22 protein-coding genes are annotated in these 23,822 nt (G+C 70.2%); 5 read left to right on the top strand and 17 right to left on the bottom strand.

The features are described 5' to 3' along the window. Window positions 1-142: 142 nt before the first annotated feature. Both ACIHAX_RS12400 and ACIHAX_RS12395 read left to right on the top strand, forming a co-directional pair. The gene (locus ACIHAX_RS12400; protein ID WP_356966427.1) at window positions 143-697 is read left to right on the top strand and encodes a type II toxin-antitoxin system PemK/MazF family toxin; all 555 of its coding nucleotides are present in this window, start codon (window positions 143-145) and stop codon (window positions 695-697) included. A gap of 8 nt (window positions 698-705) precedes the next feature. Next, window positions 706-1,110 carry a DUF5360 family protein gene (locus tag ACIHAX_RS12395; RefSeq protein ID WP_355072368.1) on the top strand — a complete coding sequence of 135 codons (405 nt, stop codon included), beginning with the start codon at window positions 706-708 and terminating at the stop codon, window positions 1,108-1,110. Window positions 1,111-1,164: 54 nt separating this feature from the next. Here ACIHAX_RS12395 and ACIHAX_RS12390 read toward each other — a convergent pair whose 3' ends face one another. Then, window positions 1,165-1,953, bottom strand: coding sequence for an aquaporin (locus ACIHAX_RS12390; protein ID WP_355072367.1), 789 nt, complete (start codon window positions 1,951-1,953; stop codon window positions 1,165-1,167). Between the two features lie 536 nt (window positions 1,954-2,489). On the opposite strand from ACIHAX_RS12390, the gene rpsT reads away from it, so the two are divergent. Together rpsT and ACIHAX_RS12380 are read left to right on the top strand one after the other, a co-directional pair. Next, window positions 2,490-2,750 (top strand): 30S ribosomal protein S20, encoded by a 261-nt coding sequence (gene rpsT / locus ACIHAX_RS12385; protein ID WP_364432054.1) that lies wholly within the window; start codon window positions 2,490-2,492, stop codon window positions 2,748-2,750. Between the two features lie 175 nt (window positions 2,751-2,925). Beyond that, a complete protein-coding gene (locus ACIHAX_RS12380; protein ID WP_355072363.1) occupies window positions 2,926-3,171 on the top strand; it encodes a hypothetical protein in 246 nt (81 codons plus the stop codon). Between the two features lie 6 nt (window positions 3,172-3,177). On the opposite strand, the gene ACIHAX_RS12375 is transcribed toward ACIHAX_RS12380, so the two are convergent. Then, complete coding sequence (locus tag ACIHAX_RS12375; protein ID WP_397277312.1) at window positions 3,178-4,242, bottom strand: helix-turn-helix domain-containing protein; 1,065 nt, start codon at window positions 4,240-4,242, stop codon at window positions 3,178-3,180. Between the two features lie 125 nt (window positions 4,243-4,367). Here ACIHAX_RS12375 and ACIHAX_RS12370 point away from each other — a divergent pair, with 125 nt between their 5' ends. Continuing rightward, on the top strand, window positions 4,368-5,438 hold the full coding sequence (locus tag ACIHAX_RS12370) for an aldo/keto reductase (RefSeq protein WP_364432049.1): 1,071 nt from the start codon (window positions 4,368-4,370) through the stop codon (window positions 5,436-5,438). A 234-nt stretch (window positions 5,439-5,672) separates the two neighbouring features. On the opposite strand, the gene holA is transcribed toward ACIHAX_RS12370, so the two are convergent. From holA to ACIHAX_RS12295, 15 genes are all read right to left on the bottom strand, one after another. Continuing rightward, window positions 5,673-6,644: a DNA polymerase III subunit delta gene (gene holA / locus ACIHAX_RS12365; protein ID WP_364432046.1), complete on the bottom strand. Its 972-nt coding sequence runs from the start codon at window positions 6,642-6,644 to the stop codon at window positions 5,673-5,675. A gap of 149 nt (window positions 6,645-6,793) precedes the next feature. Beyond that, entirely contained in the window at window positions 6,794-9,556 is a 2,763-nt protein-coding gene (locus ACIHAX_RS12360; protein WP_397277308.1) for a ComEC/Rec2 family competence protein, read from the bottom strand. Next, window positions 9,553-10,473, bottom strand: a complete 921-nt coding sequence (locus tag ACIHAX_RS12355; protein ID WP_397277306.1) for a helix-hairpin-helix domain-containing protein — start codon at window positions 10,471-10,473, stop codon at window positions 9,553-9,555. The genes ACIHAX_RS12360 and ACIHAX_RS12355 overlap by 4 nt, the downstream gene beginning before the upstream one ends. A 588-nt stretch (window positions 10,474-11,061) precedes the next feature. Further along, window positions 11,062-11,547: a GNAT family N-acetyltransferase gene (locus ACIHAX_RS12350; RefSeq protein WP_397277304.1), complete on the bottom strand. Its 486-nt coding sequence runs from the start codon at window positions 11,545-11,547 to the stop codon at window positions 11,062-11,064. Window positions 11,548-11,629: 82 nt separating this feature from the next. Continuing rightward, window positions 11,630-12,472 carry a DegV family protein gene (locus ACIHAX_RS12345; RefSeq protein ID WP_355072350.1) on the bottom strand — a complete coding sequence of 281 codons (843 nt, stop codon included), beginning with the start codon at window positions 12,470-12,472 and terminating at the stop codon, window positions 11,630-11,632. 3 nt (window positions 12,473-12,475) lie between these two features. Next, window positions 12,476-13,171: a diglucosylglycerate octanoyltransferase gene (octT, locus tag ACIHAX_RS12340; protein WP_355072959.1), complete on the bottom strand. Its 696-nt coding sequence runs from the start codon at window positions 13,169-13,171 to the stop codon at window positions 12,476-12,478. Between the two features lie 796 nt (window positions 13,172-13,967). Further along, window positions 13,968-14,552 (bottom strand): histidine phosphatase family protein, encoded by a 585-nt coding sequence (locus tag ACIHAX_RS12335; protein ID WP_379254761.1) that lies wholly within the window; start codon window positions 14,550-14,552, stop codon window positions 13,968-13,970. Between the two features lie 71 nt (window positions 14,553-14,623). Further along, entirely contained in the window at window positions 14,624-15,037 is a 414-nt protein-coding gene (rsfS, locus tag ACIHAX_RS12330; RefSeq protein ID WP_355072349.1) for a ribosome silencing factor, read from the bottom strand. Window positions 15,038-15,131: 94 nt separating this feature from the next. Further along, complete coding sequence (gene nadD / locus ACIHAX_RS12325; RefSeq protein ID WP_355072347.1) at window positions 15,132-15,773, bottom strand: nicotinate-nucleotide adenylyltransferase; 642 nt, start codon at window positions 15,771-15,773, stop codon at window positions 15,132-15,134. 115 nt (window positions 15,774-15,888) lie between these two features. After that, entirely contained in the window at window positions 15,889-17,841 is a 1,953-nt protein-coding gene (locus ACIHAX_RS12320; protein ID WP_397277301.1) for a hypothetical protein, read from the bottom strand. Window positions 17,842-17,843: 2 nt separating this feature from the next. Beyond that, entirely contained in the window at window positions 17,844-19,694 is a 1,851-nt protein-coding gene (locus ACIHAX_RS12315) for an HSP90 family protein (protein WP_397277299.1), read from the bottom strand. Between the two features lie 49 nt (window positions 19,695-19,743). Then, the gene (locus tag ACIHAX_RS12310; protein WP_355072343.1) at window positions 19,744-20,085 is read right to left on the bottom strand and encodes an MmcQ/YjbR family DNA-binding protein; all 342 of its coding nucleotides are present in this window, start codon (window positions 20,083-20,085) and stop codon (window positions 19,744-19,746) included. 8 nt (window positions 20,086-20,093) lie between these two features. Then, the gene (locus tag ACIHAX_RS12305) at window positions 20,094-21,521 is read right to left on the bottom strand and encodes a VWA domain-containing protein (protein WP_397277295.1); all 1,428 of its coding nucleotides are present in this window, start codon (window positions 21,519-21,521) and stop codon (window positions 20,094-20,096) included. Between the two features lie 3 nt (window positions 21,522-21,524). Further along, window positions 21,525-22,406 (bottom strand): AAA family ATPase, encoded by an 882-nt coding sequence (locus ACIHAX_RS12300; RefSeq protein ID WP_397277293.1) that lies wholly within the window; start codon window positions 22,404-22,406, stop codon window positions 21,525-21,527. Window positions 22,407-22,496: 90 nt separating this feature from the next. Continuing rightward, the gene (locus tag ACIHAX_RS12295) at window positions 22,497-23,762 is read right to left on the bottom strand and encodes a glutamate-5-semialdehyde dehydrogenase (RefSeq protein WP_397277291.1); all 1,266 of its coding nucleotides are present in this window, start codon (window positions 23,760-23,762) and stop codon (window positions 22,497-22,499) included. Window positions 23,763-23,822: the final 60 nt, after the last annotated feature.

Genomic DNA, 23,822 nt, shown 5'->3' with positions numbered 1-23,822 from the left:
GGGCAGGGAGCCGGACATGTCCGATCGGTCCCGGATCGGCGGGCACATCCGCTTCCATAGCTCGCTCGCAGACGAATGGCCCCCGCGACACAACGGTTCCCACGCGGGTGAGAAGCGGCGGGTGCGCCGTTATTCTCCTGGGATGGCCCGAAGTTGGAACACCCTCGGCAAGCAGATCGGTCTCATCGCTAAGCAACAGGGGCCCAAGATCGTCAAGCAGCAGGGTCCCCGGCTGGTCGACCGGCTGGTGTGGTCGCTGGCCCAGCGGCGCACGGCCGTGGGCGTCACGGTGCGGCCCGCCGCGTCGACGCCGGTCCCGACCGCCGAGCGGGCGCGGCAGATCGTCTACTCGCCGCAACTGGACGGCCGTGCCGATCCCGGGGAGATCGTCTGGACCTGGGTGCCGTTCGAAGAGGATCCGAGCAACGGCAAGGACCGGCCGGTGTTGGTGGTGGGCCGGGACCGTCGCACGCTGCTGGGGCTGATGCTGTCGTCGAACCCGGAACGCGCCTACGACCGCAACTGGATCGGCATCGGCAGCGGGTCCTGGGACCACGACAACCGCCCTAGCTGGGTGCGGCTCGATCGGGTGCTCGACGTGCCGGAGGCGGGCATCCGCCGCGAGGGCGCGATCCTGCCCCGCAAGACCTTCGATCTGGTCGCCCACCGGCTCTGCGCCGAATACGCCTGGCACTGAGGCGGACCATGGCACGCGTGCTCGGACCGACCAAGATCGCCATGCTGATCACCGACGTCGGTTTCCTGCTCTACTGGGCGATCGCGTTCGCCCAGGTGATTCCGCCCGAATGGGCGTACAAGGATTACACCGACCCGATCCTCAGCGACTGGAACTACTCGTTCGTCGTACTCGACCTCGCCGCGAGCGCCACCGGCTTGGCGAGCCTGTGCCGCTCGCCCGGTTGGCGCACCCTGATGACCGTTTCGCTGACCCTGACCAGCGTGGCGGGGCTGCAAGCCATCGCGTTCTGGACACTGCGCGGCGATTTCAGTCCGTTGTGGTGGGTGCCCAACCTCTTCCTGCTGCTCTTCCCGATCCCGGCGCTGGTCACTTTGGTGTGCACCGCACCGCAGGAGCGCACCGCGAGCTGACCGCCCAGCCACAGTGATCGGCCCCGGCCGACTGACCGGGGCCGAACGCCTTCGTCAGGAGATCATTTCGCGGGAACGGCCGAACAGCAGGCCGTACAGCAGCGCGCCGAGTGCGCCGCCGATCAGCGGGAACACGATGAACGCCCAGACCTGCCCCATCGCGCCGTCCTGGTAGGGCGCCACGGCGAGGCTGCGTGCCGGGTTCACCGAGGCGTAGTCCACCGGAATCGCCACCAGGTTGATCACCGCCAGCGTGGCGCCGATGGACAGGCCGGCCAGCGGCACGTCGGAGAGCTGATCGGTGGAGGACAGCACGACGAAGACCAGCAGCGCCGTGAGCATCACCTCGACGATGATCGTGGCGGCGATGCCGAACCCGTTCTGCACCACCACCTCGCCCAGCGGCCCCCGAATCGCCGAGGGACTGTGCTTGCCCCACCCGTTCGCGGCGAGGCCGTCGACCGACCGGTCGTACGACGGCAGGTTCTTGGCCAGCGCGAACAAAACGAGACCGGCGAGGAGCCCGCCGATCAGCTGCGAGATCACGTACCCCGCCGCGGACACGCCGCTGATCCGGCCGAGCAGCAGATGCCCCACGGTCACCGCCGGGTTCACGTGGCAGCCCGAAATCGGCCCGATCGAATAGACGAGAAACATCAGCGACAGGCCGAAAGCGAGCGCGATGCCCAGCGGACCGACCTTCTCCCCCGCCAGCACCGCGGTGCCGACACCGCCGATCACCAGGACGAAGGTGCCGAGCGCCTCCGCGCCCCATTTCTTGCTCTCGGGAACCGGTTTGTTCTCGACAGCCTCTTCGACTACTTCCTGGGCCGTTGGAGACATCTGTCCACCTTCCGCGTTCCAGACATGTACTCGGACGAGTCGTGGTACCGCTTCGGCAACGCCAGCCGCTCGAAAGCAACGGTTGCTAGGAGGACGCTACGCGAGTCGTGTGATCTCTACAACGACTTCGGGCCGGTCGAACCGCCGCCCGACAAGAGGCCCTTCAGCGGCGGCGTATCGCGTAGCGACGGCCCACCCCGACGGACACGTGCTGCTCGGCGCCTGCGTGCGCCGGCCGGGCCGTGAGCCCGACCACGCGCCGGTCCATGCCTCGACGCGGGCGTACTCTCGCCCGGAGACCGTCGTGCCGATCCCCGCAGCCGGATTCGCGGGTGGAACTCGCCGGTCGCCAGGGAAGCCAGCGCGGTGCCGTGTCCGGTATCGACCGGGGCGGGTCCGGTGTCGGATTTCGCGTGCCGAACGGTGACTGGTAACCTCGACCTTCGGCGCTGCGTTACCCGTTCCATTCGGGTATGTCGCGCGCTCGACGAACTTTCCCAGGACAGACCTACCAGACAGGAACACGAGGAACCGGCGTGGCCAACATCAAGTCCCAGCTGAAGCGGATCCGCACCAACGAGGAAGCGCGCAAGCGCAACCAGTCGGTCAAGTCCGCGCTGCGCACCGCCATCCGCAGCTTCCGCGAGGCCGCTGCCGCCGGTGACAAGGAAGCCGCCGCCGTGCGCCTTCAGTTCGCCAGCCGGAAGCTGGACAAGGCCGCCTCGAAGGGCGTCATCCACGCCAACCAGGCCGCCAACAAGAAGTCGGCCCTGTCGCTGGCTTTCAACAAGCTCTGATTCACCCGGTACCGCGCGCCGGTACCGCACTCGTGGTGTGACGCAGCCGTCGTGGCCTCGATGACCACGGCGGCTTTTGTCGTGCCCGGACAGCAATCTGGCTCCCACGCCGTTTCAGCTGCTGTTTCGAGATTCGGCCCGCGCTGTGTCGGAGGTTCCAGCTACCATTCCGCGCATGGTAACCGTGTATGCCAATCAGACGGTCGTTCGCGCCGAGGACCTGCCGGACGTGATCCGCGCGGCCGAGGTGCTCGGATTCGGACTGAAGATCGAGAATGTGCTGGTTCCCGACGACGACGGCGGTTACTCGTTGGAGTGGATCGTCACGCGGGACGAGGACGTGCCCGCCTACGAGGAGTGGGAAGGCCGCTACGAAGACGCGGACGACGACGGCGAGCTGATTCTGACCTCCACGGAATAGCCCCGGTCACCGCGTATCCAGGTCGGCGGTGAGCCGGTCGAGCGCCGTCTGGGAGTCCGCGTCGGCGGCGCGGTAGATGACGATCCGCTGGTCGGGATCCTGCACGGGTATGAGCACCTCGTAGCTGACGACCAGCGGACCCACCACCGGATGCCGCAGCGGCTTGTTCCCCCGTCCCTGCACGCGGACGTCGTGGCGGGCCCATGCCTGCTCGAACTCCGCGCTGTGGGCGGTGAACTCGGCGATCAGGTCGGCCAGCGCCCGGTCCTCCGGATGCGCGGCCCATGCCGCGCGCAGATCCGCGATGCCCTCCCGGATGATGCGCTCCCGCTCGACATAGAAATCTCGCATGCCCGGGTCGAGCAGGCACAACCACATGGAGTTGCGCTGCCGCTCCGGCAGCGCGCCGAAGTCCGTGATCAACGCCGCCATCTCCCGATTCCAGGCCAGGATGTCGTAGCGGTGGTTGACCAGCATCGCGGGCAGCGGGGACAGATCGCGCACCAGCATGGCCAGTGCGGGCGCGGGCACCGTGCTCGGCTTGCCGCTGTCCGGCTGCCGCTGTCGCGCCAGATCGAACAGGTAGGCGCGCTCGTCGTCGTCCAAGCACAGGGCCCGCGCCAGCGCGTTCAGCACGTCCACCGACGGCCGCAGGCCCCGCCCCTGCTCCAGCCGCACGATGTAGTCGGTGCTCACGCCTGCCAGTTCGGCCACCTCTTCCCGGCGCAGCCCCGGCGTCCGGCGCGCCTGCTTGCGCTGCGGCAAGCCGAGATCCTCCGGCGTCAGCCGCTCCCGGCGAGCCCGCAAGAAGGCGGCCATCTCCTGCACTCGATCCGCGCCGCTGCCGGACCCCGCGCGCGTGCGCGAACTCCCGCCGCTGGACCCGAGGTCGCGGCGCTGGGTCGAATCAGCGCCGCTCCCGGGTCCGGCGTGATTACGCGGGCTGCCGCTGCCAGGCCTGGGATCGCGGCGCTGGGCCGACTCCGCGCCGCTCCCGGGTCCGGCGTGGTTACGCGGGCTGCCGCCACCGGAGGTGAGGTCGCGGCGCTGTGTGGGGTGCACGGTGCTCATCACCGTCGATCCTACGGCTGCCTAGGACTGGCTTTCCCAGGATGAAGCTTCCCTTACTGGTCCTCGCGCTGCGCTGAAGACTGGCTTCCGGCAACGAGACATCGCGAAAACACAAGGAGCTGGACATGTCCGGAGCTCGCACCCTCGACACCTACCGGCTGCTCGGCCGCTCGGGCCTTCGGGTGTCACCCCTGTCCCTGGGAACCATGACCTTCGGCGCCGATTGGGGCTGGGGCGCGGACCGGGACGAAGCCCGCAAGATCTTCGACACCTATGTCGAGCGCGGCGGCAACTTCATCGATACGGCCAACCAGTACACCAACGGCACCTCCGAGCAACTGCTCGGCGAATTCACCGCGGACAACCGCGAAAGCTTGGTGCTGGCCACCAAATACACCATGCTGCGCCGTCCGGGTGACCCGAATTCCGGTGGCAACCACCGCAAGAGCATGGTCGGCTCGGTGGAGGCCAGCCTGCGCAGGCTGAACACCGACTACATCGACCTGCTCTACTTGCACGCCTGGGATTTCCTGACCCCCGTCGAGGAGATCCTGCGCGGTATGGACGATCTGGTGCGCTCGGGCAAAGTGCTCTACGTCGGCATCTCCGACGCGCCCGCCTGGCAGATCGCCCGGATGCAGACCATCGCGGACCTGCGCGGCTGGTCGCCGCTGATCGCGCTGCAGATCGAATACAGCCTGATCGAGCGGACCGTCGAGCGCGACCTCATCCCGATGGCGCGCGAACTGGGCCTCGGTGTGATTCCGTGGTCACCGCTGGCCAGCGGTGTGCTCACCGGCAAGTACAGCCGCGCCGACCTCGACCACCAGGCGGACGGTTCGCCCGAAGGCAGCCGCAAGAACGTGGCCGCCGCCAACGGCTCGCTCACCGAACGCGGCCTCGCCATCGCCGACGTCGTGAAGCAGGTCGCGGACGAGATCGGCAAGACACCCTCGCAGGTCGCGCTGGCCTGGACGCTGCGCGAGCCCGGAGTCACCTCGCCGATCATCGGCGCGCGCACGGCGGCGCAACTGGAGGACAACCTCGGCGCCCTCGACGTGGAGTTCGACGCCACCCAGCTCGCCAGGCTGGAACAGGCCAGTGCGGTGGATCTCGGATTCCCGCACGAATTCCTCAACCGCCCCATGACCCAGAGCGTCACCTTCGGCGACCTGAAGATCGACGGGCGCGTCTGAGCGTCGATCCGATGCGGCGGCGCGAAGCGAGACCCGCACCGCCGCATCGGGTCGCACCTGATCGGCGGCGCGGCCGGTCTCCGGCGAGCTGCCGTCCGCCGTGCATGGGTACCTGCCGAGTTGGGTGGTGACCAGCCCCGCATGGCGTTGCCCCAGCGGGAACCAGGACCGAGGCTGAACCCTCTGAAGCGTGTGCTCCGGCGAACGCGTTGGAACGGGTCGACCGGACCCGGATCAGCTCGCGCCGTGCAGATCGAGGATTCGGGTAAGGGCGTGTTCCAGCGCATAGCCCGCGTCGGCGGCGCCGCCTTTCACGTCGGCGTTGAGAGTCGCGACCACCTGGAGGGCGGAGCCGATGGTCGCGGGGGTCCAGTTGCGGGCCTGGGCTTGCGCTTTCTTCACCTTCCACGGCGGCATGCCGAGCTGCTGGGCCAGCTTGAACGGGTCGCCGCGGCCGGCCGAACCGACGCGCGCGATGGTGTGCACCGAGTCGGCGAGCGCGTCGGCGAGCAGGACATGCGGAACGCCGCGGTCGTTCGCCCAGCGCAGCGCCTCCATCGCACCGGGGCGATCCCCGGCCACCGCGAGTTCGGCCACGTCGAACCCGGAGACCTCGGCCTTGCCCGAGTAGTAGCGGCGCACGGCCGCGACATCGATCTTCCCTCCGGTGTCCGCGGCCAGCTGCCCGCACGCCGCGGCCAGCTCACGCAGGTCCGAGCCCACCGCTTCCAGCACCACTTGGACGACCTCGCCCGACACCCGCACTCCGGCGTTGCGGAACTCGCCGCGCACGAACTCGACGCGCTCGGCGGCCTTGGTCAATTTGGCACAGTCGTGGGTGACGGCACCGGCTTTCTGCAGCGCGGACGCGAGCGCCTTGGCCCGTCCGCCACCGGAGTGCACAACGACCAGCAACACACCCTCGGGCGGGCTCTGCGATGCCTCGGTGATCACCGCGACCGCGTCCTTACCCGCCTCGGCCGCCGCCTCGAGGATGATCACCCGGTCCTCGGCGAACAACGAGGGGCTCAGCAGTTCGGCCAGCTCCGCGGTACTCGCGTCCCCCGCGCGCATGCGATCGACCGGCACCGCGTCCGGGTCCGGAGCCAACGCCCTCACCTGCGCGGTGAGCGCGCCCAGCGCCCGCTCGATCAGCAGTTCCTCTTCCCCGAGCACCAGATGCACGGGCGCAGGCCGCTCGCTCACGACGGCGCCTCCTCGTCGCCGGAGGGCATCGTGCTCGATGGCTCTGCCGCCTTGCTCCATTCGCCGCGCTCGTCCACAGCCCGATCCTACGGTCAACGACCGACACCCCACCCCGGCCAGGGGCAGTCGCGGCACGCGTGATCCGCCGGTCATCGCGAACTCGTCATACGCAAGTGGCCGCCTCCGGCCGAGACCACGATGTCGCCGTCCAGGTCCGTGCGTACCACCGTCGCGCCGAGGGCTGACAAGTCCGCGAGGACGGTGGGGGCGGGATGCCCGAAGGCGTTGTCCGCGCCGACGCTCACCAGCACCAGACGCGGACGCACCGCGTCGAGAAATTCCTTTGTGGTGGTGCGTGATCCGTGGTGCGGAAGTTTGAGGATCTCCGCCTGGATGGGAATTCCGGCGTGCATCAGAGCCCGCTGCGCGGTGGCCTCGATGTCCCCGGTGAGCAGAATCCTGCCCGCGGGCGTGCGAGCGGTGACGACCACCGAACGGTCGTTGGCGCCGTCGGTTTCCGCGCCCCGGACCGGTCGCGGACCGTTCCTTGCCGGTGCGAGCACCTCCAGTTCGATCGACCCGAAACTCAGAACATGTCCGGCCGACAATTCCAGCAGCGGCACTCCCGCGCTCCTGGCGATGGCCGCGACCCGCGTGAGACCGGAGGCAGCGGCATGCGCGTCACCCGATGGACGCGCCTGGCTCCGCACCCCGTATCCGACTGGCCGACAATCGATTTGCGCATGTCCCAGCACGGTAACGGCGCGATCATGGCTGCCATGCAACCGGCTTCGCGCATCTCGTCGGCCGAACGAAACGATTCGGTCGTTCCGGGCATGACCTTTCGCGAACCCGCTGAGCCGGTGCACCTCCGCGGCCGGTGCGGTGGCGGGCACGGAAGCGCACCCGAGCCCCGCTTCGGGCGTCGACCGATCGTGTGCGGGTGGCGCGAGCACGTCGAGCTCGTGGACGCCGACGGCGATCGCGTCGACCGTGCGGCCGTGCAGCGCGCCTGCGAGCCCGTCGATGTGATCCGCGTGCGGGTGGGTGAGGATCAGCAGCGGGATGCGCGAGACGCGCAAACGATCCAGGCAGGTCCGGATCGGACGCGGATCCGGCCCGACATCGATGACCACGGCGGCGCCGGGACCGACCGACAGCGCGAGGCCATCACCTTGGCCGACGTCGCACGCCGCGAGGACCCAGCCGGTCGGCGGCCAGCCGGGGTGCCAGAGCCGCACCGGGACCAGGACCACCGCGACCCCGACCACGACCGCGGCGGCGATCCGCCGCACCGGGCGAGCGCGCAATGCCGCGATCACGCCCACCACGACGGCACTCGCGATCAGACCTCCCGCCAGGCCACCCGGTACCGCGACGGACGCGCCGGGCAGCGCGGCCGCGTGGCGGGCCACCCACAACAGCCACCACAGCGGCGGTGCCGCGCAGCGCAGCGCCAAGTCGGCCGGCGGCGACCACAGGCTCGACAGCGCGGCACCGGCTGCCCCCGCGACGGTGATCGGCGCGACGACCGGCGCGACCAGCACGTTCGCGAGGACGGCGACCAGGCTGAGCTGTCCGGTGAGCGCGATCATGATCGGCGTCGTGACCACGAACGCCCCGGCGGACACGGCCACTGTCTCGGCGGGCACCCGCCACCATCCCCTGGCGCGCAACCAGTCGGCCCAGCTCGGCGCCAACAGGATCAGGCCACCCGTCGCGACGACCGACAACGCGAACCCCGCGTCGACGGCGAGCCCTGGCCAAAGGGCTAGCAACGCGATGATCGCGGCGCACAACGCGGGCAGCGCCTGTTTACGACGGCCGGTGAGCACGGCGAGCAGGGTGATCGCGCCCATCGCACCGGCGCGCAGCACGCTCGGGTCCGGCCTAGTGACGACGATGAACATCAGCAGCGCCACGGCGGCGACGGCCGTAGCACCGCGCGGGCCGAGCGTCAGCAGGCGTACGACGAGCAACACCACCGAGAGCAAGATGGTGAAATTCGCGCCGCTGACCACCGTCAGGTGTTGCAGCCCAGCGATCTTGAAATCCTCGCGCACCTGTTCGGGCAACGCCGAGGTATCGCCGACGACCAGCGCTGGCAGCAGCCCTGCGGCGTCGGCCGGCAGGGCTCGCGTCGCCGAGGCCGCGAAGTCGGCGCGCACCGACTCGGCGGCGCGCTGCCACCACGGCAGCGGTCCGGCGGCAGTGGGCGCGCCCTGCGCGTGCAGCGTGACGACGGTGAGGTCGGATCGGCGCGGCATCTCCACCCTGGCGCGGAACTCGACCGGCCCGCCCGGCGACAAGTCACCCCACTCCGGACCGGAAGCCAGGACGACCACCGCGCCACCCGCACGTACCGTCACCCCGCCGCGGCCGTACTCGCGCAGATCCGCCCGGACCACCCATTGACGATCCGCGCCGGAGACCTTCGCGCGCAGCGGTTTCGGATCGTCTGTCGGAATGACCACCACACGCACCGACTGCCCGGACGAAGCCCGCAGCGGATGGGTCGCCACGCGATGTTCCCGCCATGCCGCCGCGGCCGCGAACCCCGCGCCGAGCACCACGGCGGCGAGCGCAACCACCGCCACCGCTCGTCGGCGTTCGCCGCGGTGCGCGGTCACCCACAACAGCAACACCCACAACCCGATGGCCGAGACCGTCAACGCGATCGCCAGCGCGATCCCGGCCCGCCACCCTGCCGCCACCGCCACGATGGTCGCACCCCAGCAGCACAAAGCGGCGGGCAGCAGGCGAGCGTCGAGTGCCTGAACGACGCCGGGCTCCTCCGACGCGACGCCCTCCCCCGAACCTCGAACGGCTCCGGCGCGCGGGCGCTCCATGGACGATTCCGTATCGGCACCCAGCTTCCGGCGAACCAGTTCGAGCAACCCGGCGGCGTTCATACCCGCACCAGATCACGCAGCCGCGCCAAGCGGGCGGGGCCGATGCCCTCGACTTCACCGAGTTGCTCGATCGTGCTGAAGCGACCATTGGTGGTACGCCAGTTGATGATCGCGCGTGCGGTGACCGGCCCGACACCGGGGAGAGCATCGAGTTCGGCTTCGGAGGCAGTGTTGAGGTCGATCCGGCCCGCCGGGCTCGACGGACGGCTCGGCGCGGCGGCGGACCCGGTGGATGGGCGCCCGCCTGCGCCGATCGTGCCGCTGCCCTGCTGCGACGCGCCCGAACTCGGCGCGGCCGGACCGACCTGCACTTGATCGCCATCCGACAGCCGCTGCGCCAGATTCAGGCCGGTGGTGTCCGCGCCTTCACTCGGGCCGCCCGCCGCGGCGAGCGCGTCGGCGACACGCGAACCGTCGGGGAGACGAACCAAACCGCTGCGGTGGACCAGGCCGACCACGCTGACGACCAATTCCGTCGTCGGCGGGCCGGGATCGACTGCTCGCGGTGGCGCTCCGGCCGCGCTCGTGGCGGCAGCACTGGATGTCGCCAAGGCGACGCTCTGTCCGATCGGCAACGGCGGCACCGTGTGAGCGATCGGGCGTTCGCGGAACACGACCACCCCGGCGACGACCATCGCGGCAAGGCCGACAAGCGCGAGCGTACGGACCCCGTAACGCCCCGGATCGAGCCGCAGACCCCGGAACCGTTCGGGCACGAGGCGGTGCAGCCGATTCGCGCCGGGCACCGGCTCCTCCAGCCAGCCGGGCGACCGAACTCGGCCGACATCGTCTTCGGACTCCCGGTCGGGCGCGGGATGGCCGGGCAGCCGCACGAGATCCCATTTCCCCGCGGCAGCAGGACGGCTCGCGGGCCGGGCCCCACCGGTTTGCGCGGCGCCATCGGAGTGATTTCTCACGGGTGCCGACCGGCGGTCGCCTTCGTCATCCTCGGATTCGGCGGGGCGGGCATCCACCACCTTCCCGGCATCGGGTGCGGGTCGCGTCTCCCCAGCTGGGGGACCGGGGCGGACGGCAGGCGGCGTCCGGCCCGTCTGCCACCCGAGACCCACTGGACGCGCGGCATTTTCATCCGCAGTCGATGGGCGTGCGACCGTGCTCGATCGACGCCGGTATGGGACGGCCGCCGCGGCCATGGCGGTGCGGCTCGGACGATCCGGCTGCCCCGTTTCCCCCACGGGCACGCTACGCGCAGACCGCGTCGTCTCCCATCCAGACGGTCCGTGCTCCGCATCGGGCCCGGCCTTCCCGGTGCCGACACCGGCCGTCATGCTCGCGCCGACCCGGGCGGTCAGCTCACCCAATCGCCGCCGTACCCGCTCGCGTTCGTCCTGTCGTGACATGGCCGCGACGGTAGTGCGGGCAGACGCCGAAAAGACCGGTCCGACCAGCGGATTCGACGAACATGTTGACAACCGCGGCCCTGTGCACAACTCACCGGGGAACAGTGGCGGCTATGCCGGAACCCGCCGTGGCTCTGGTCCGCCTCAGCCCAGATCCTTGGCGAAGCAGTTCGACAGGGGAAGCACTTCGTACGGCGAGAAGATCGGAACTCGGTGGTAACCGCTGCGTTCGTAGAAGCGGACGGCCTCCGGTTGCAGGTGACCGGTTTGCGGGATCAGTCGGGGGCGTCCAGCGGCGCGGGCGGCATCCTCGGCGGCGGTGAGCAATAGCGCCGCCGCGCCCGAGCCGCGATGCGCGGGGCGGACGAACATCCGCTTGACCTCGAGTTCCTCCCCGTTCCACCGCAGCGCGGCGTGACCCACCGGACCATCGGAGTACGCCACGAAAGTGCTGTGCACAGTGGCGGAATCCACCGCGTTCGGGTTCGTGGGCAGTTGCCTGGCCAGATGCGCGTAGCGCGGCCCGACCTCGGCCGCCATCTCCGCGCGCAACGTCACCGCGTCCGGATGGTCCCAGTCCACGGCGGTCACGGTGAGCGGAGGACGGACCGGCGGCTTCGCGGAACTCATGCTCCGACGCTAGCCGTACGCCGGGCGACGCGCTCGCATTCGGATCACCGAGATCGTTGTCCGCCCGAAGACCCGCACACGCTCAGCGACACCCGCCGGGGACGACGAGCACGCCGAGCGCCCCCAACCCGAGATGCACTGCCAGCGCGGGCCCGAACTCGGCGACGATGAGTTCTTCCAGGCCGGGAACGAGTTCCCGCAACTGGCCCGCGATGGTCTGTGCGGCGTCCTCGGCGCCCAGATGCTGCACGGCCACCGCGGCGCCGTCCTCGCCCGCCGCGTCGACTGCCGCGGCGACGAGTTTCGCGTACGCCTTGGAGCGCGTCCGGACCTTCTCCCGCAGCTCCAGCCGTCCCTCGACGATCTGCAGCAGCGGCTTGGTGACCAGCTCGCTGGCGAAGAACGTCGCCGCCGACGACAGTCTGCCGCCGCGCCGCAATTGCTCGGTGCGATTGACCAGGATGAACGTGCGGGCCCGCGCGGCGGCCGCCACCGCCGCGTCGTACACCACGTCCAGCGGCGCTCCCGACTCGGCACGCCGGGCGGCGGCCAGCACGGGCAGCCCGGTGGCCAACCCGGCTCCGAGCGAGTCGACCAGCCGGACGCGGTCGGCGGCGTCCATGTCGCGCACGGCCTGCCGACCGGCCTCCCATGTGCCCGACAGCCGCCGGGAAAGGTGCACCGCGACAACGCCGTCACCGCCGCTGCGCTCCAAGGCCCGCTCGTACACCTCCCGCAGCTCGCCGGGCGAGGCGGCCGAAGTGGTCACGGTGTCGGAGGCATAGTCGATCTCGACCGGGTCGACGCCTTCCCGCATCGCCCGGTCACCGACCAGGACGTGCAGCGGGACGACGGCGATATCCAGCTCGTCGACATGTTCGGCAGGGAGGCTGGCGGACGAATCGGTGACGACCACGACTGCCACGGACTACCGAACCTCCTGCAGGGTCTTGACCATCGCGTTGGCCACCGCCGTGTGACCGTCCCAGCCCCAGTGGATGCCGTCCGGATTCGCCTCGCCGGAGAAAATGTTGTCGCGCACCGCTTCCCCCAGGTCGACCAGCGGCACCGAAGTCCGGTTCGACCAAGAGCGCAGCGCCTCCACCGCCCGTGGCCGCCCGGAGTGCACGCGGCCGTAGGCCTCGCAGTTGTGCACCGAGGGCAGCACCGCGACGACCGGCAGGTCAGGGCGCAACTGCGCCAGAGCCGTGCGGCACTGTTCCAGATAGTCGACACTCACCTTCGGCGGAAGCGCCACGGGCCTGCCGAGTTTCGACAGCTTGGGCTGCAGCCAGTTGTAAGTGGCGCGGACGACGCGGCGCAGCGCGGGCGGGCGCACATAGCGGATCAGTTCGCGCAGCGCGGTGGGCAATGGCGAGGGCAGCGTGTCCATGCCGCCGACGGCGAAGACCACCGCACCGGCGCGCGGCACCGCCGCCCACACCCGAGGATCGCCGATCAGGGCCCAATAGGCGTCGCGGCAGGTCCAGCCGATCCGGGCGACCAATTCGACGTCCCAATCCAGTTCGGCCGCAACGAGGTTCGGCCAGATACGCGGATGGTCTGCAGGCAGTCCGCCCTTGGGCCCGAAGTAGGACAGGGAGTCGGCGATCACCAGCAGCACCGGGCGCCCGGCTTCGCGCGTTTCGGCGGGTTCGTCGGCGCCTGCGGATTCCGGAGCGACAGCGGCGAACTCGGGCGCAGCGAGTTCAGGTTCTCCTGGCACAGCGGATCCGGGCGTCGCGGACTCGATCACGGCGTCTGTCGGCGCGGGCGATGCGGCAATCGCGTCGGCCGCGGACTCCTCTCTTGCCGGAGCAACAGGTTCGCCGAGCGCCGCAGCGGACCCATTACCCGCCGAGACAACCGGTTCGTCGAGCACCGCTGCGAACCCAGCCGCCACCGTGGCATCCGATCCGGCGATTGTGTCGGCCGCGGCCCCGTCCGTCACCGCGACCGATTTGCCGAGTGCTCCGGCGAATCCATCCGCCCGTGTGCCAACCGATTCCGCGATCGCAGAGGCTGCGGAACCGTCCGCCGCCGGGGCAACCGGTTCGCCGAACGTTGCAGTGGACCCGTCCCCCGTCGAGGAGACCGATTCGCCGAGCGTTTCCGCCGACTCGGCAATCCGTTCCGGAGCGTCGTTCGCGGCACCGACGGGCGACGCGCCGCCGCCGACGTGTACCTGCGGCTCGGCGCTGGTGACGATGTCACCGGATCCGTCGTCCTCCGAGTCGGATTCCTCTCCGGACTCGGACCCGCCGCCGGAATCGCCTGCCGCGCCGGAAGCTTCGTCGGATGTAGCCGCGGATTCGCGGGAAGCCGGTGGCGGACCGCCGAACAACGCGTCGGGCAACTGCCGTTCGGCCTTCGCCGAGACCTTACGGAACAGTTCGTCCGGGACCGATCTGATCGGCTCTTCAGAGGACATCCGGTGCTACCTTCGCCGCTGCGTTCCACACATCCAGACGCCAGCCGGGCTGTTCGATGCTCGGGCCGTGACTGCTGAGCTGCACCCAGCTGGTATTGGCCAGTCCTCCGAGGATCGGCCAGTTCTGCGGCGGCAGGTCGAGCAGCGCAGCCGTGAGGGCGGCGATCAGCCCGCCGTGCGCCACCAGGATGATAGTCCGGCCCGGCCAGTCCTGCCGTTCGACCAGCAACTCCTGCACCACCGGCAGCGACCGCGCCCCGACCTCGAGTTTGCTCTCGCCGTTGGGCGGGGTGTAGCGCGCGTCCAGCCGCCACGCCATGCGCGCGCCCGGATAGTCGGCGTCGACCTCCAGGTGAGTCAATCCCTCCCAGTCGCCGAGATTGGTCTCCCGCAACCTGACGTCGGGCACGACGGTGAGCCCGGTGTGTTCGGCCAGAGCCGTCGCGGTGTCGAAGGCACGGCGCAGATCCGAAGCGTGGATAGCGATGGCGTTGCGCGAAACCAGTTCGCGTGCCGCCTCTTTGGCCTGTCTGCGACCGAGTTCGGTGAGATCGGTGTCGATCTGGCCTTGCATGCGGTCGGTGGCGTTCCATTCGGTCTGCCCGTGGCGCAACAGGATGAGGGTGCGCACGCCGGCATGTCTGCTCACGATCGCGCCTCGTCCTCCGTCGCCGCGGCGCGCGAATCCGGCGCGGCCCCGGTGAGACCGGCGACCGGCACCACGGGGCAGTCCTTCCACAGGCGTTCCAGCGCATAGAAATTGCGCTCGTCGTTGTGCTGGATGTGCACGACGACGTCGACGTAGTCCAGCAGCGCCCAGCGGCCTTCGCGGGTGCCCTCGCGCCGGACCGGCTTGTGCCCGGCCGCGCGGAGCTTCTCCTCCACGTTGTCGACGATGGCGTTGACCTGACGCTCGTTGGGCGCGGACGCGATCACGAAGCAGTCGGTGATCACCAGCTGCTCCGACACATCGAGCACCACCACGTCGGACGCCAGCTTCTCGTCGGCGGCCAGCGCGGCGACCTGCGCGATCTCCACCGACTCGGTCGACGCGGTCATGCCTGCACCCCCCGAGCGCTCGGCGGGACGGCACTCGCGGCCGTGGGGATCGTTCGCTCGCTCATGCCCGCACCTTCGCTGCGCTCGCTCACGCTCAGCTACCTTCCGCTGCTCCGGGCACATACAGGTGCCGCTTCGATATGTACTGCACCACGCCGTCGGGGACGAGGTACCACACCGGCCGATTCTCGGCGGCGCGGCGACGGCATTCGCTCGACGAGATCGCCAGCGCGGGGACCTCGACCATGGTCACCGCATCCGGCGGGAGATCCCGCAGATGCTCCTCGAGATGATCGATGTTCAGCTCGTACCCCGGACGGCTCACCCCGACGAACTTCGCCAGTTCGAACAGTTCTGCCCAATCCTGCCATGTGAGGATGCTGGCCAGCGCGTCCGCACCGGTGATGAAGTACAGCTCGGCGCCGGGATGGGCCGATCGCATCTCCCGCAGGGTGTCGACGGTATAGGTGACCTTGCCGCGCTCGATGTCCGCACGGCTCACCGAGAACCGTGGGTTGGACGCGGTCGCGATGACGGTCATCAGGTACCGATCCTCGGCCGGGCTGACCTGCTTGTGCGATTTCTGCCAGGGCTGCCCGGTCGGGACGAAGATCACTTCGTCCAGGTCGAACCGGTGCGCGACCTCGCTGGCGGCGACCAGATGCCCGTGGTGGATGGGGTCGAACGTGCCGCCCATCACCCCGAGCTTGCGGCCGCGCCGACCTGTCTCGTGCATGACTGCCGAGCTTAACGGGTCGCCCGCGGCCCGCACGGGGCCGGTAAGCGGGGGCGGGCGGCGAACTGGGGACACCCGCCCGCACTATGCCCCGCCACACGGGCCCGGCGGCGCCTCAGGCGGTGGCGTCTCCCATCTCGCGCATCCGGGCCAGCTGCTCGCGGGTGCGCGCGAGTTCATCCGCCGCCTCGGCCGACCGGCCCGCCAGCGGGGCCAGCTCGGCGATCAGCGTCCGCATAGAGGTGAGCCCGGATTCGGGATCGGCTTCGCCGCACACGCGCAGCCAGGCCGCCGCCCGCAGGCAACGCGCCCGCTCCGCCACCGCGCCCAGCCCGGCCCACAGCTGTGCGGCGCGCTGGTAGGCGGCCACCGCCTCGTCGTCCTGCCCGCAGTACTCGAGCGCGGTGGCGGCCGACCACGCCAGCTCGGCGTGCAGCTTCGTCCGCTCCGGGTCGCGTTCGACGAGTCGTGCCGCCTCCAGGAACTGCCGCGCGGCCTCGCGGTGGCGGTTCAGTGCGTTCAGCGATCGGCCGAACTGCGCGCGCACCACCGCCAGTTCGCCGGACGGATACGGAATCGCGCCGCTGAGCAGCGCGTGTTCGAACAGGGCGACGGCCTCGCCGTGGCGCTCCGCGCGATGGAACGCGCGTGCGGCGACCACGGTGTGATGCAGTACATCCGGTTCGGACAGCCCTTCCCAGCGTGCCGCGGCGCGCACCGCGGCATCGGCCAGATCGAGTTCGCGGTCCGGCTGGCTCGCGATGGCGATGACCAGCTGCGCGCCCAGCCGGGCGGCCTCCTCCCCGGCCAGCACCTGCGTACCGAGCGCCAGCGCTTCCCGCAGGTGGGCTTCCGCCTCCTCGGGCGTATCGGCGAGCCGGGCGGCACCGAGTTCGGCCAGCCTGCGGACCTCCGTCGCTCGGTCGCCGGAGAAGTCGTCGGCCGCCCGCACGCTGTCCGGCGCGCTCGCGGCGCGCGGCAGTGTGCTGCGCAAACCGAGCGGCAACCGGTCCAGTAGCGGTTCGGCCGCGAGCCGGGCGGCGGTGCGCAGGCTGACCGAGCTGTTGCCGTTGCGGGCGTCGTAGCGAGCACACAACGCGCCGATCTCGACCTCCAACCGGGCGCGCACCGATTCCACCGTCCCCTCCGCAAGCGGAAGATCACCCAGCCGCAGCGCCACCAGCCTGCGCAGCAGCACGCACACGCCGGTGGCGAAGGCCAGGCGCGCGCCCGCGTCGGCTCCGGAATCGGCCAGCCAGTTCGCGTGCTCGGCGAGAATTTCCAGCCCGCGTGCCTCGTTGCCGGTCAGCGCGCAGAATTCCATATGCGACGCCACCGACGGACGCAGGTCCTCGGTGTGCCGGACCAGCGGATACCCGGACAGGTGCGCGCCGCGTGCCGCCGCGACGCGGCCGGTGCGCACCAGCGGGAGCAGTGCCTGCGCCAGAACGCGGTGCGGCTCCTCGGCGCAGGTCCGTTCGCCGTCGAGCACGGGCTTCCAGTGCGCGAGTCCGCCCTCGTCGTCACCGAGAGACACGCTCGTCACACCCCATTCGCCGCGCTCGCAGGCATCGCAGTCGGACATGCTGTCGCGCGGTGCGGCCATCGCCTGCTCCAGCCACGCGGCGGCGGCCGCGGCGTCACCGATCTCGCGGGCGAGTTCGGAGCGCAGGGCCAGCACCGGGCGCGGACTGTAGCCGCGCTGCCGGTAGCGGCTGTCCAGTTCGTCGAACCAGCGATCGATCGTGGACAGCGGCAGCGCGGGGTTGCCGACCATGCCCCAGGTCACCCATTTCAGATACCAGTGCACCGAGTGCGTCATCGAGCCCAGCTCGGCGGGGTGGTCGTCGTAGATCCGCAGCAACCTGCCGTAGGCGACGGGCACCAGATCGCGTTCGCCCGCGTAGGTGTACGACTGCGCGAGCTCCAGCAGCACCCTGCCTTCCAGCGCGCGATCCGATCCGGTTCGCGCGGCCGCGGCCAGGGTCTCCAGTCGCTCGGTGCGCGTCCGGCCGTGCGGTAGCGCGTAGACCTGCGCCAGCGCCGCGCCGATCTCGGCGGCGTCCATGCTCACTCCGTCTCTTCACCGCGGTCGGCGGCGCGTTGGGTGGCCCAGCCGAGGAATTCGCCGAAGGCGCGATTGAGCAGCGCCGTGTCGGCCGCGCTCAGCGGGCGGTGGGTCATCAACAGGGCCTGCCCGTAGAGCGATTCCACCGCCGTCTTCCGGAAGCCGGGATCGTCGATGCGGGACAGCCTGCGCACGATCGGGCTGTGGTGGTTGAGCACCAGCCGAGCGCGCGGTGTCGCGACCGCCAGGGCGCCGAGGATCTCGGTCCACAGGTCGTCGGCGTCCCCGGCCGTCTGCGCTCTGGCGCGTTCGTTGCGTGCGGCGCGGCCGTCGAGATAGAGCGCGGGCACCGTGACCGGATGGAAGGCGCGCACGATGACGTCGCACGACAGCGGGTCGAGCACGGATCGCGCCAGTTCGAGCACCGGGGCCAGCGCCAGTTCGTCGCCTGGGTCGACCGGGTCGAGCGCCGCGGCGATCGCGTCTACGTCCAGGTCGACCACTTCGACGCCGGGCAGCAACCGCGGCAACCGCGCGATCAACTCCCGGTCGTAGGCGTAGCCGCCGTTGACGACGCCGATGCCCTGCGCGGCGGCGGTGGCCGCCACCTGACGGAACTCCTCGACCGTCGCCGTCACCCGGACGGTGCGGTGGTGGCGGGCGAACTCGGTGAGCGGCACGCGCCCGTCGGTGGTCTCGAAGTGCAGATGGGGCAGCATGATGCGCAGCAGTTCGACGGAATGGCTCGCCATCGCCTTCACGCCGAGTGCGTGCACGGACAGGAACGCGGCCAGCCGCTGCGGCTGTTCGGCGGCGATCTCGGTGAGCCAGTCCCGGATCCGGTCTCCGAGCACCTCGCGCACGACGGCGAGCCGCTCGTCCTCGTAGAGGCCCTCCCGCGACGCGGTGGGGCGCAGCGTGTCGGTGTCGAGCACGCAGCGCACGAAGAACGCCCAATCCGGCAGCACGCCGCGCACCGCGTCGCCCAGGAGCATGCCCTTCAGGTACACCCGATGCGCACTGCTGTCGGACGGGTTGCCCGGCTGGGACAGGACATAGGCCACACCGCTGACGCCTGCCGCACCGGCATCGAGCTCGATGGCGTCGAGCGGGACGAAGCCCAGCGTCCGGTGACCGTAGTCGAGCAGGGCGGCCCTGCGCCGCTGCGCCGACGGATACGCGCGGCGCCAGACCGGAACGCCTTCGGTGACCGTCGTCACAGCACCGTCCGACTCCACCGTCACCTCGTAGGGCAGCAGCGACCCGAATTCGCGTGCCAGGTCGGTCACCCGCTGCGGCCGGAACCACTCCCCGGCTCCCCCGCGCGGGGTGAGCCACACCGTCGTGCCCGGTTGCGCGTACTCGCCTCGATCGAGTGAGCGCACCGAGTAGGTGCCGTCGGCGCGGGCCAGCCACTCGACCGGCGAGGCGGTCGGGTCGGCGGCCGATCGGGTGACGACCCGGATCGTCTCGGCGACCGTGAAACAGGCCAGCAACCCGATTCCGAACTGTCCGAGGAACTCCCGTCGCGCGCCTTCGATGTCGTCGCGTTTGGACGAGCGGCCGATGGTGGCGAGGAACCGGTGCACGTCGGCGTCGGTCAGGCCGACACCGGGATCGCTGATCCGCAGCCCGGACTCGTCCACGGAGAGCCGAATTCCGGTGGGAGCCAGCGGATCGAGCCGAACACGTGCGGTGACCGCGTCGACGGCGTTCTGCAACAGCTCGCGCAGATAGACCCGCGGACTCGAATAGAGGTGATGAGAAAGCAGATCGACTATCCCGCGCAAATCGACCTGAAACGAATAGTTATTGTGCACCGCCACCGGATCGTCCGGCGTTCTGTTCCCCATGGCCGCCGATCTTGTCGGCGCAAGCCAAAGATCCCCTTAACGAACCCTTTCAGGCGGTCGGGCGCTTGCTCTTCGGCAGCTTGCGCACGACAGCCTCGTAGGAGAGATCGACCAGCTCGTAGAGTTCGTTATCCGAGACCGCGCCGCCGAACTGGATGACGTTCCAGCCGTACCGCCCGATGTAGGCCGACGCCGCCACGTCCCCCGGGTACACCCGGACCAGTTCGTCGGCCTCCTCGCGGGTCCGCCCGCATTTGAGGCCGACCGATGTCGCGCCGAGGAAGGCGAAGATCTTGTCGCCGACCTTGGCGACGACGTCGCCCTCCCACGGTTCGTCCTGCCAGGCGCCCGGCTTGGCCAGGCAGTAGCTCAGCAGCGCGGCATCGTCCATGCCGTCTCCTACACCGGTAGCAGCCGCGAAACCACCGCGGTGAGTTGTTTGGCCGAACGACATTCGTGCATCTCGATCACGTCGCGGTACTTGTCCGCCGCGGAATCGCCGGAACCCCACTGGTTGCGCGGTTCGGGATTGAGCCAGTGCGCGTGCTTGGCCACCTCGACCAGCGACCGCAGGGTGTTCAGCTCCGGGTCACGGTAGTTCGTGCGGGCGTCGCCGAGGATCAGCAGCGAGCTGCGGCTGGTGACGGCGTCCGGGAAGCCCCTGGCGAACCCGGCCAGCGCGTTGCCGTAGTCGGAGTGCCCGTCCAGGCCGACGACGTTCGCCTCACCGAAGATCCGGGTCATCGACCGGTCCAGCTGGGTGTGCGGATCGAAGAACCGGGTCACCTCGTCGATCTGGTCGACGAACGCGAAGATGCGCACCCGGGAGAACTGTTCGCGCAGCGCGCTCACCAGCAGCAGCGTGAAGTTGCTGAAGCCGGCCACCGAGCCCGACACATCGCACAGCAGAACCAGTTCGGGGCGGCCCGGTCGCGGCTTGCGGTTCACCAGGTCGATGGGCACGCCGCCCGTGGACAAGGACGCGCGCAGAGTGCGGCGAAGGTCGATGGCTCCGCGATGGGCGTGCCTGCGACGCGCGGCCAGACGCGAAGCCAGGATGCGGGCCAACCGCTGGGTACCGCGCTTGAGTTCGGAGAGTTCGGCCTCGGAGGCGCGCAGGAAGTCGACCTCCTCGGCTTGCCGGGCGACTCCGTAGCTCGCCACGCGTTCGCGTCCGATCCGTTCGGCGACGCGCCGCCTGGTCTCGGCCTCGACGGTCGCGCGGAAGCCCGCGATGCGCTGCCGGGCGGCGCGGCGGGCGATCTCGGAGTCGAACTCGCTCGTGTTCGGCCCGAGGGCCATGCCCGCGAGGATCTTCGCCAGCAACGTCTGCGGCTGCACCTCTTTCAGCGCCTGGTACGACGAGAAAGACGGACCGCGGGCGGACTGGTACTGGCCGAGTTGCTCGACCAACTGCGCGGCCAGCGCCTCCAGTTGCTGGGTCGCCGACTCCTGCGCCAGCAACTCCGCGAGCAGTTCGCGCAGCGCCGGGATGTCCACGTCTCCCGAGGGCGTGTGCGGGATCTCCAGCTCGTCCTGGCTCACGGCGCGCTGCCCGACGGCGACGGGGAACCACAGGTCGAACAGCCCGTCGAAGGTCGCGCGGTGGGTGGTGCGCCGCAACAACGCGCACGCCAGCCCCTCCCGCAGGACCTCACGGTCCATCAGGTCGAGCACGGTCACCACGCGGCCCGCGTCCACCGTCTCCGACGGTCCGACCGGTATCCCGCGCGCCCGTAGCGCCTCCACGAACCCGACCAGATGTCCCGGAATACCGTGTGGCGCGCTCAGTGCCGCGACTTCGGCGGGGACCGGCCCGGTCGCCATGGCTCAGGCCAGCTTCAGTTCGGCCAGCGCGCGCTGGTGGTCGCTCTGGTGTTTGAGGACCACACCGAGCGTCGCTCGGACGGTGGTGTCGTCCAGGTCCCGCAGGCCGAGCGCCAGCAGCGTGCGACCCCAGTCGATCGATTCCGCGACCGAGGGCAGCTTCTTCAACTGCATGCCGCGCAGCACGTGCACGATCCGCACCAGCTGCGCGGCGACGGCCGCCGACAGTTCGGGCACCCGGCTGGCCAGGATGCGCCGCTCCAGCTCCTCGTCCGGGAAATCCAGATGCAGGTACAGGCAGCGACGCTTGAGCGCCTCGGACAGCTCGCGGGTGGCGTTCGAGGTGAGCACCACGAACGGTTTGCGGCTGGCGGTGATCGTGCCCAGTTCCGGTACCGTCACCGCGAAGTCGCTGAGCACCTCGAGCAGCAGGCCCTCGATCTCGACGTCGGCCTTGTCGGTCTCGTCGATCAGCAGCACCGTGGGATCGGTGCGCCGGATCGCGGTCAGCAGCGGGCGCGAGAGCAGGAACTCCTCGGTGAAGACGTCGGCCTTCGTCTCTTCCCAGTCGTTCTCGCTGGAGGCCTGGATGCGCAGGATCTGCTTGGCGTGGTTCCACTCGTACAGCGCGCGGGCCTCGTCGACGCCCTCGTAGCACTGCAATCGCACCAGCTCGGCGCCCGAGGTCTGCGCGACCGCGCGCGCCAGCTCGGTCTTGCCGACACCCGCCGGTCCTTCGATCAGCAACGGCTTGCCCAACCGATCGGCGAGAAACACCGAGGTGGCGGTGGCCTTGTCCGCCAGGTAGCCCGTCCCGGCCAACCGTTCGATCACGTCGTCCACCGACGTGAAGATCGGCTCCTGTACTGCGCTCTCCGACACCACCCGGCACCTTCCTTCCGAACCGTCCCCCACGCTACGGCAGCGCGTCGCCGATGCCGACTCGGCATCGGCCGTGGCCGCCGCGCACGCGGGTCAGACGGGCCGGATCTGTCCTTCGCCCCAGACGATCCACTTCGTGGAGGTCAGCTCCGGCAGCGCCATCGGGCCGCGAGCGTGCAACTTCTGGGTGGAGATGCCGATCTCGGCGCCGAAGCCGAACTGCTCGCCGTCGGTGAACGCGGTGGAGGCGTTCACCATCACGGCGGCGGCGTCGACCCGGCTGGTGAACTCGCGGGCCGCGGCGAGGTCGCCGGTGACGATGGCCTCGGTGTGGCCGGTGCCCCAGGTGTTGATGTGCTCCACCGCCGCGTCCAGGCCGTCGACCACTTTGAGCGCGATGTCCAGGGTGAGGTATTCCTCGCCCCAGTCGGCCTCGGTGGCCGGAACCTGGCCGGGCAGGTCGCCGTGGATGGTGACGCCGGAACGCTCCAGCGCTTCGGAGAGCCGGGGCAGCGCCGTGTCCGCGATCCCGGCGTCGATCAGCACGGTCTCGGCGGCGTTGCACACGCTGGGACGGCGGGTCTTGGCGTTGATCAGGATCCGCTCGGCCATGTCCAGGTCGGCGGCGGCGTGCACGTAGACGTGGCAGTTGCCGGTACCGGTCTCGATGGTCGGCACCTGCGCGTCACGCACGACGGCGTTGATCAACCCGGCGCCGCCGCGCGGAATGACCACGTCGACCAGGCCGCGGGCCTGGATCAGATGCGTGACGCTGGAACGGTCCTCACTCGGCAGCAACTGCACGGCGTCGGCCGGGATGTCTTGCGCGGCAAGCGATTCGCGCAGCACCGCGACGAGCGCGGCGTTGGAGCGGGCCGCCGAGGATGAGCCGCGCAGCAGGGCGGCGTTACCGGACTTGAGCGCGAGCCCGAACGCGTCGACGGTGACGTTCGGCCTGGCCTCGTACACCATGCCGACCACGCCGAGCGGCACTCGCACCTGCCGGATCTCCAAGCCGTTCGGCAGCGTCGAGCCGCGCACCACCACACCCACCGGATCGGGCAGTCCCGCCACCTGACGCAACCCGGAGGCGATGCCGTCGATGCGGGGCTCGGTCAGCCGCAGCCGGTCCAGCAGTGACTCCTCGGTGCCCGCGGCCCGCGCCGCGGCGATGTCCTCGGCATTGGCGGCCAGCACCCGATCGGCGGCGGCCAGCAGCGCGTCGGCGGCGGCGTGCAGGGCGTCGTTCTTCCGCGCCGTCGTCAGCGGGGCGAGGGCTCGCGACGCGACCCTGGCCTTGCGCGCGGCCTCGTGCACTACCTCGCGAACATCAGGCTGGGTGGTCGTTCCTACCGTCATGGGTACAGCCTACGCACCGGGTACACCGCCGATTCCACCCGCTGCGACGCGGGCGCGGTC

The sequence above is a fragment of the Nocardia sp. NPDC051929 genome, from assembly GCF_044548645.1.
GTDB classification, from domain to species: Bacteria; Actinomycetota; Actinomycetes; order Mycobacteriales; family Mycobacteriaceae; genus Nocardia; species Nocardia sichangensis.
This window is presented reverse-complemented; position numbering and strand designations above follow the sequence as displayed.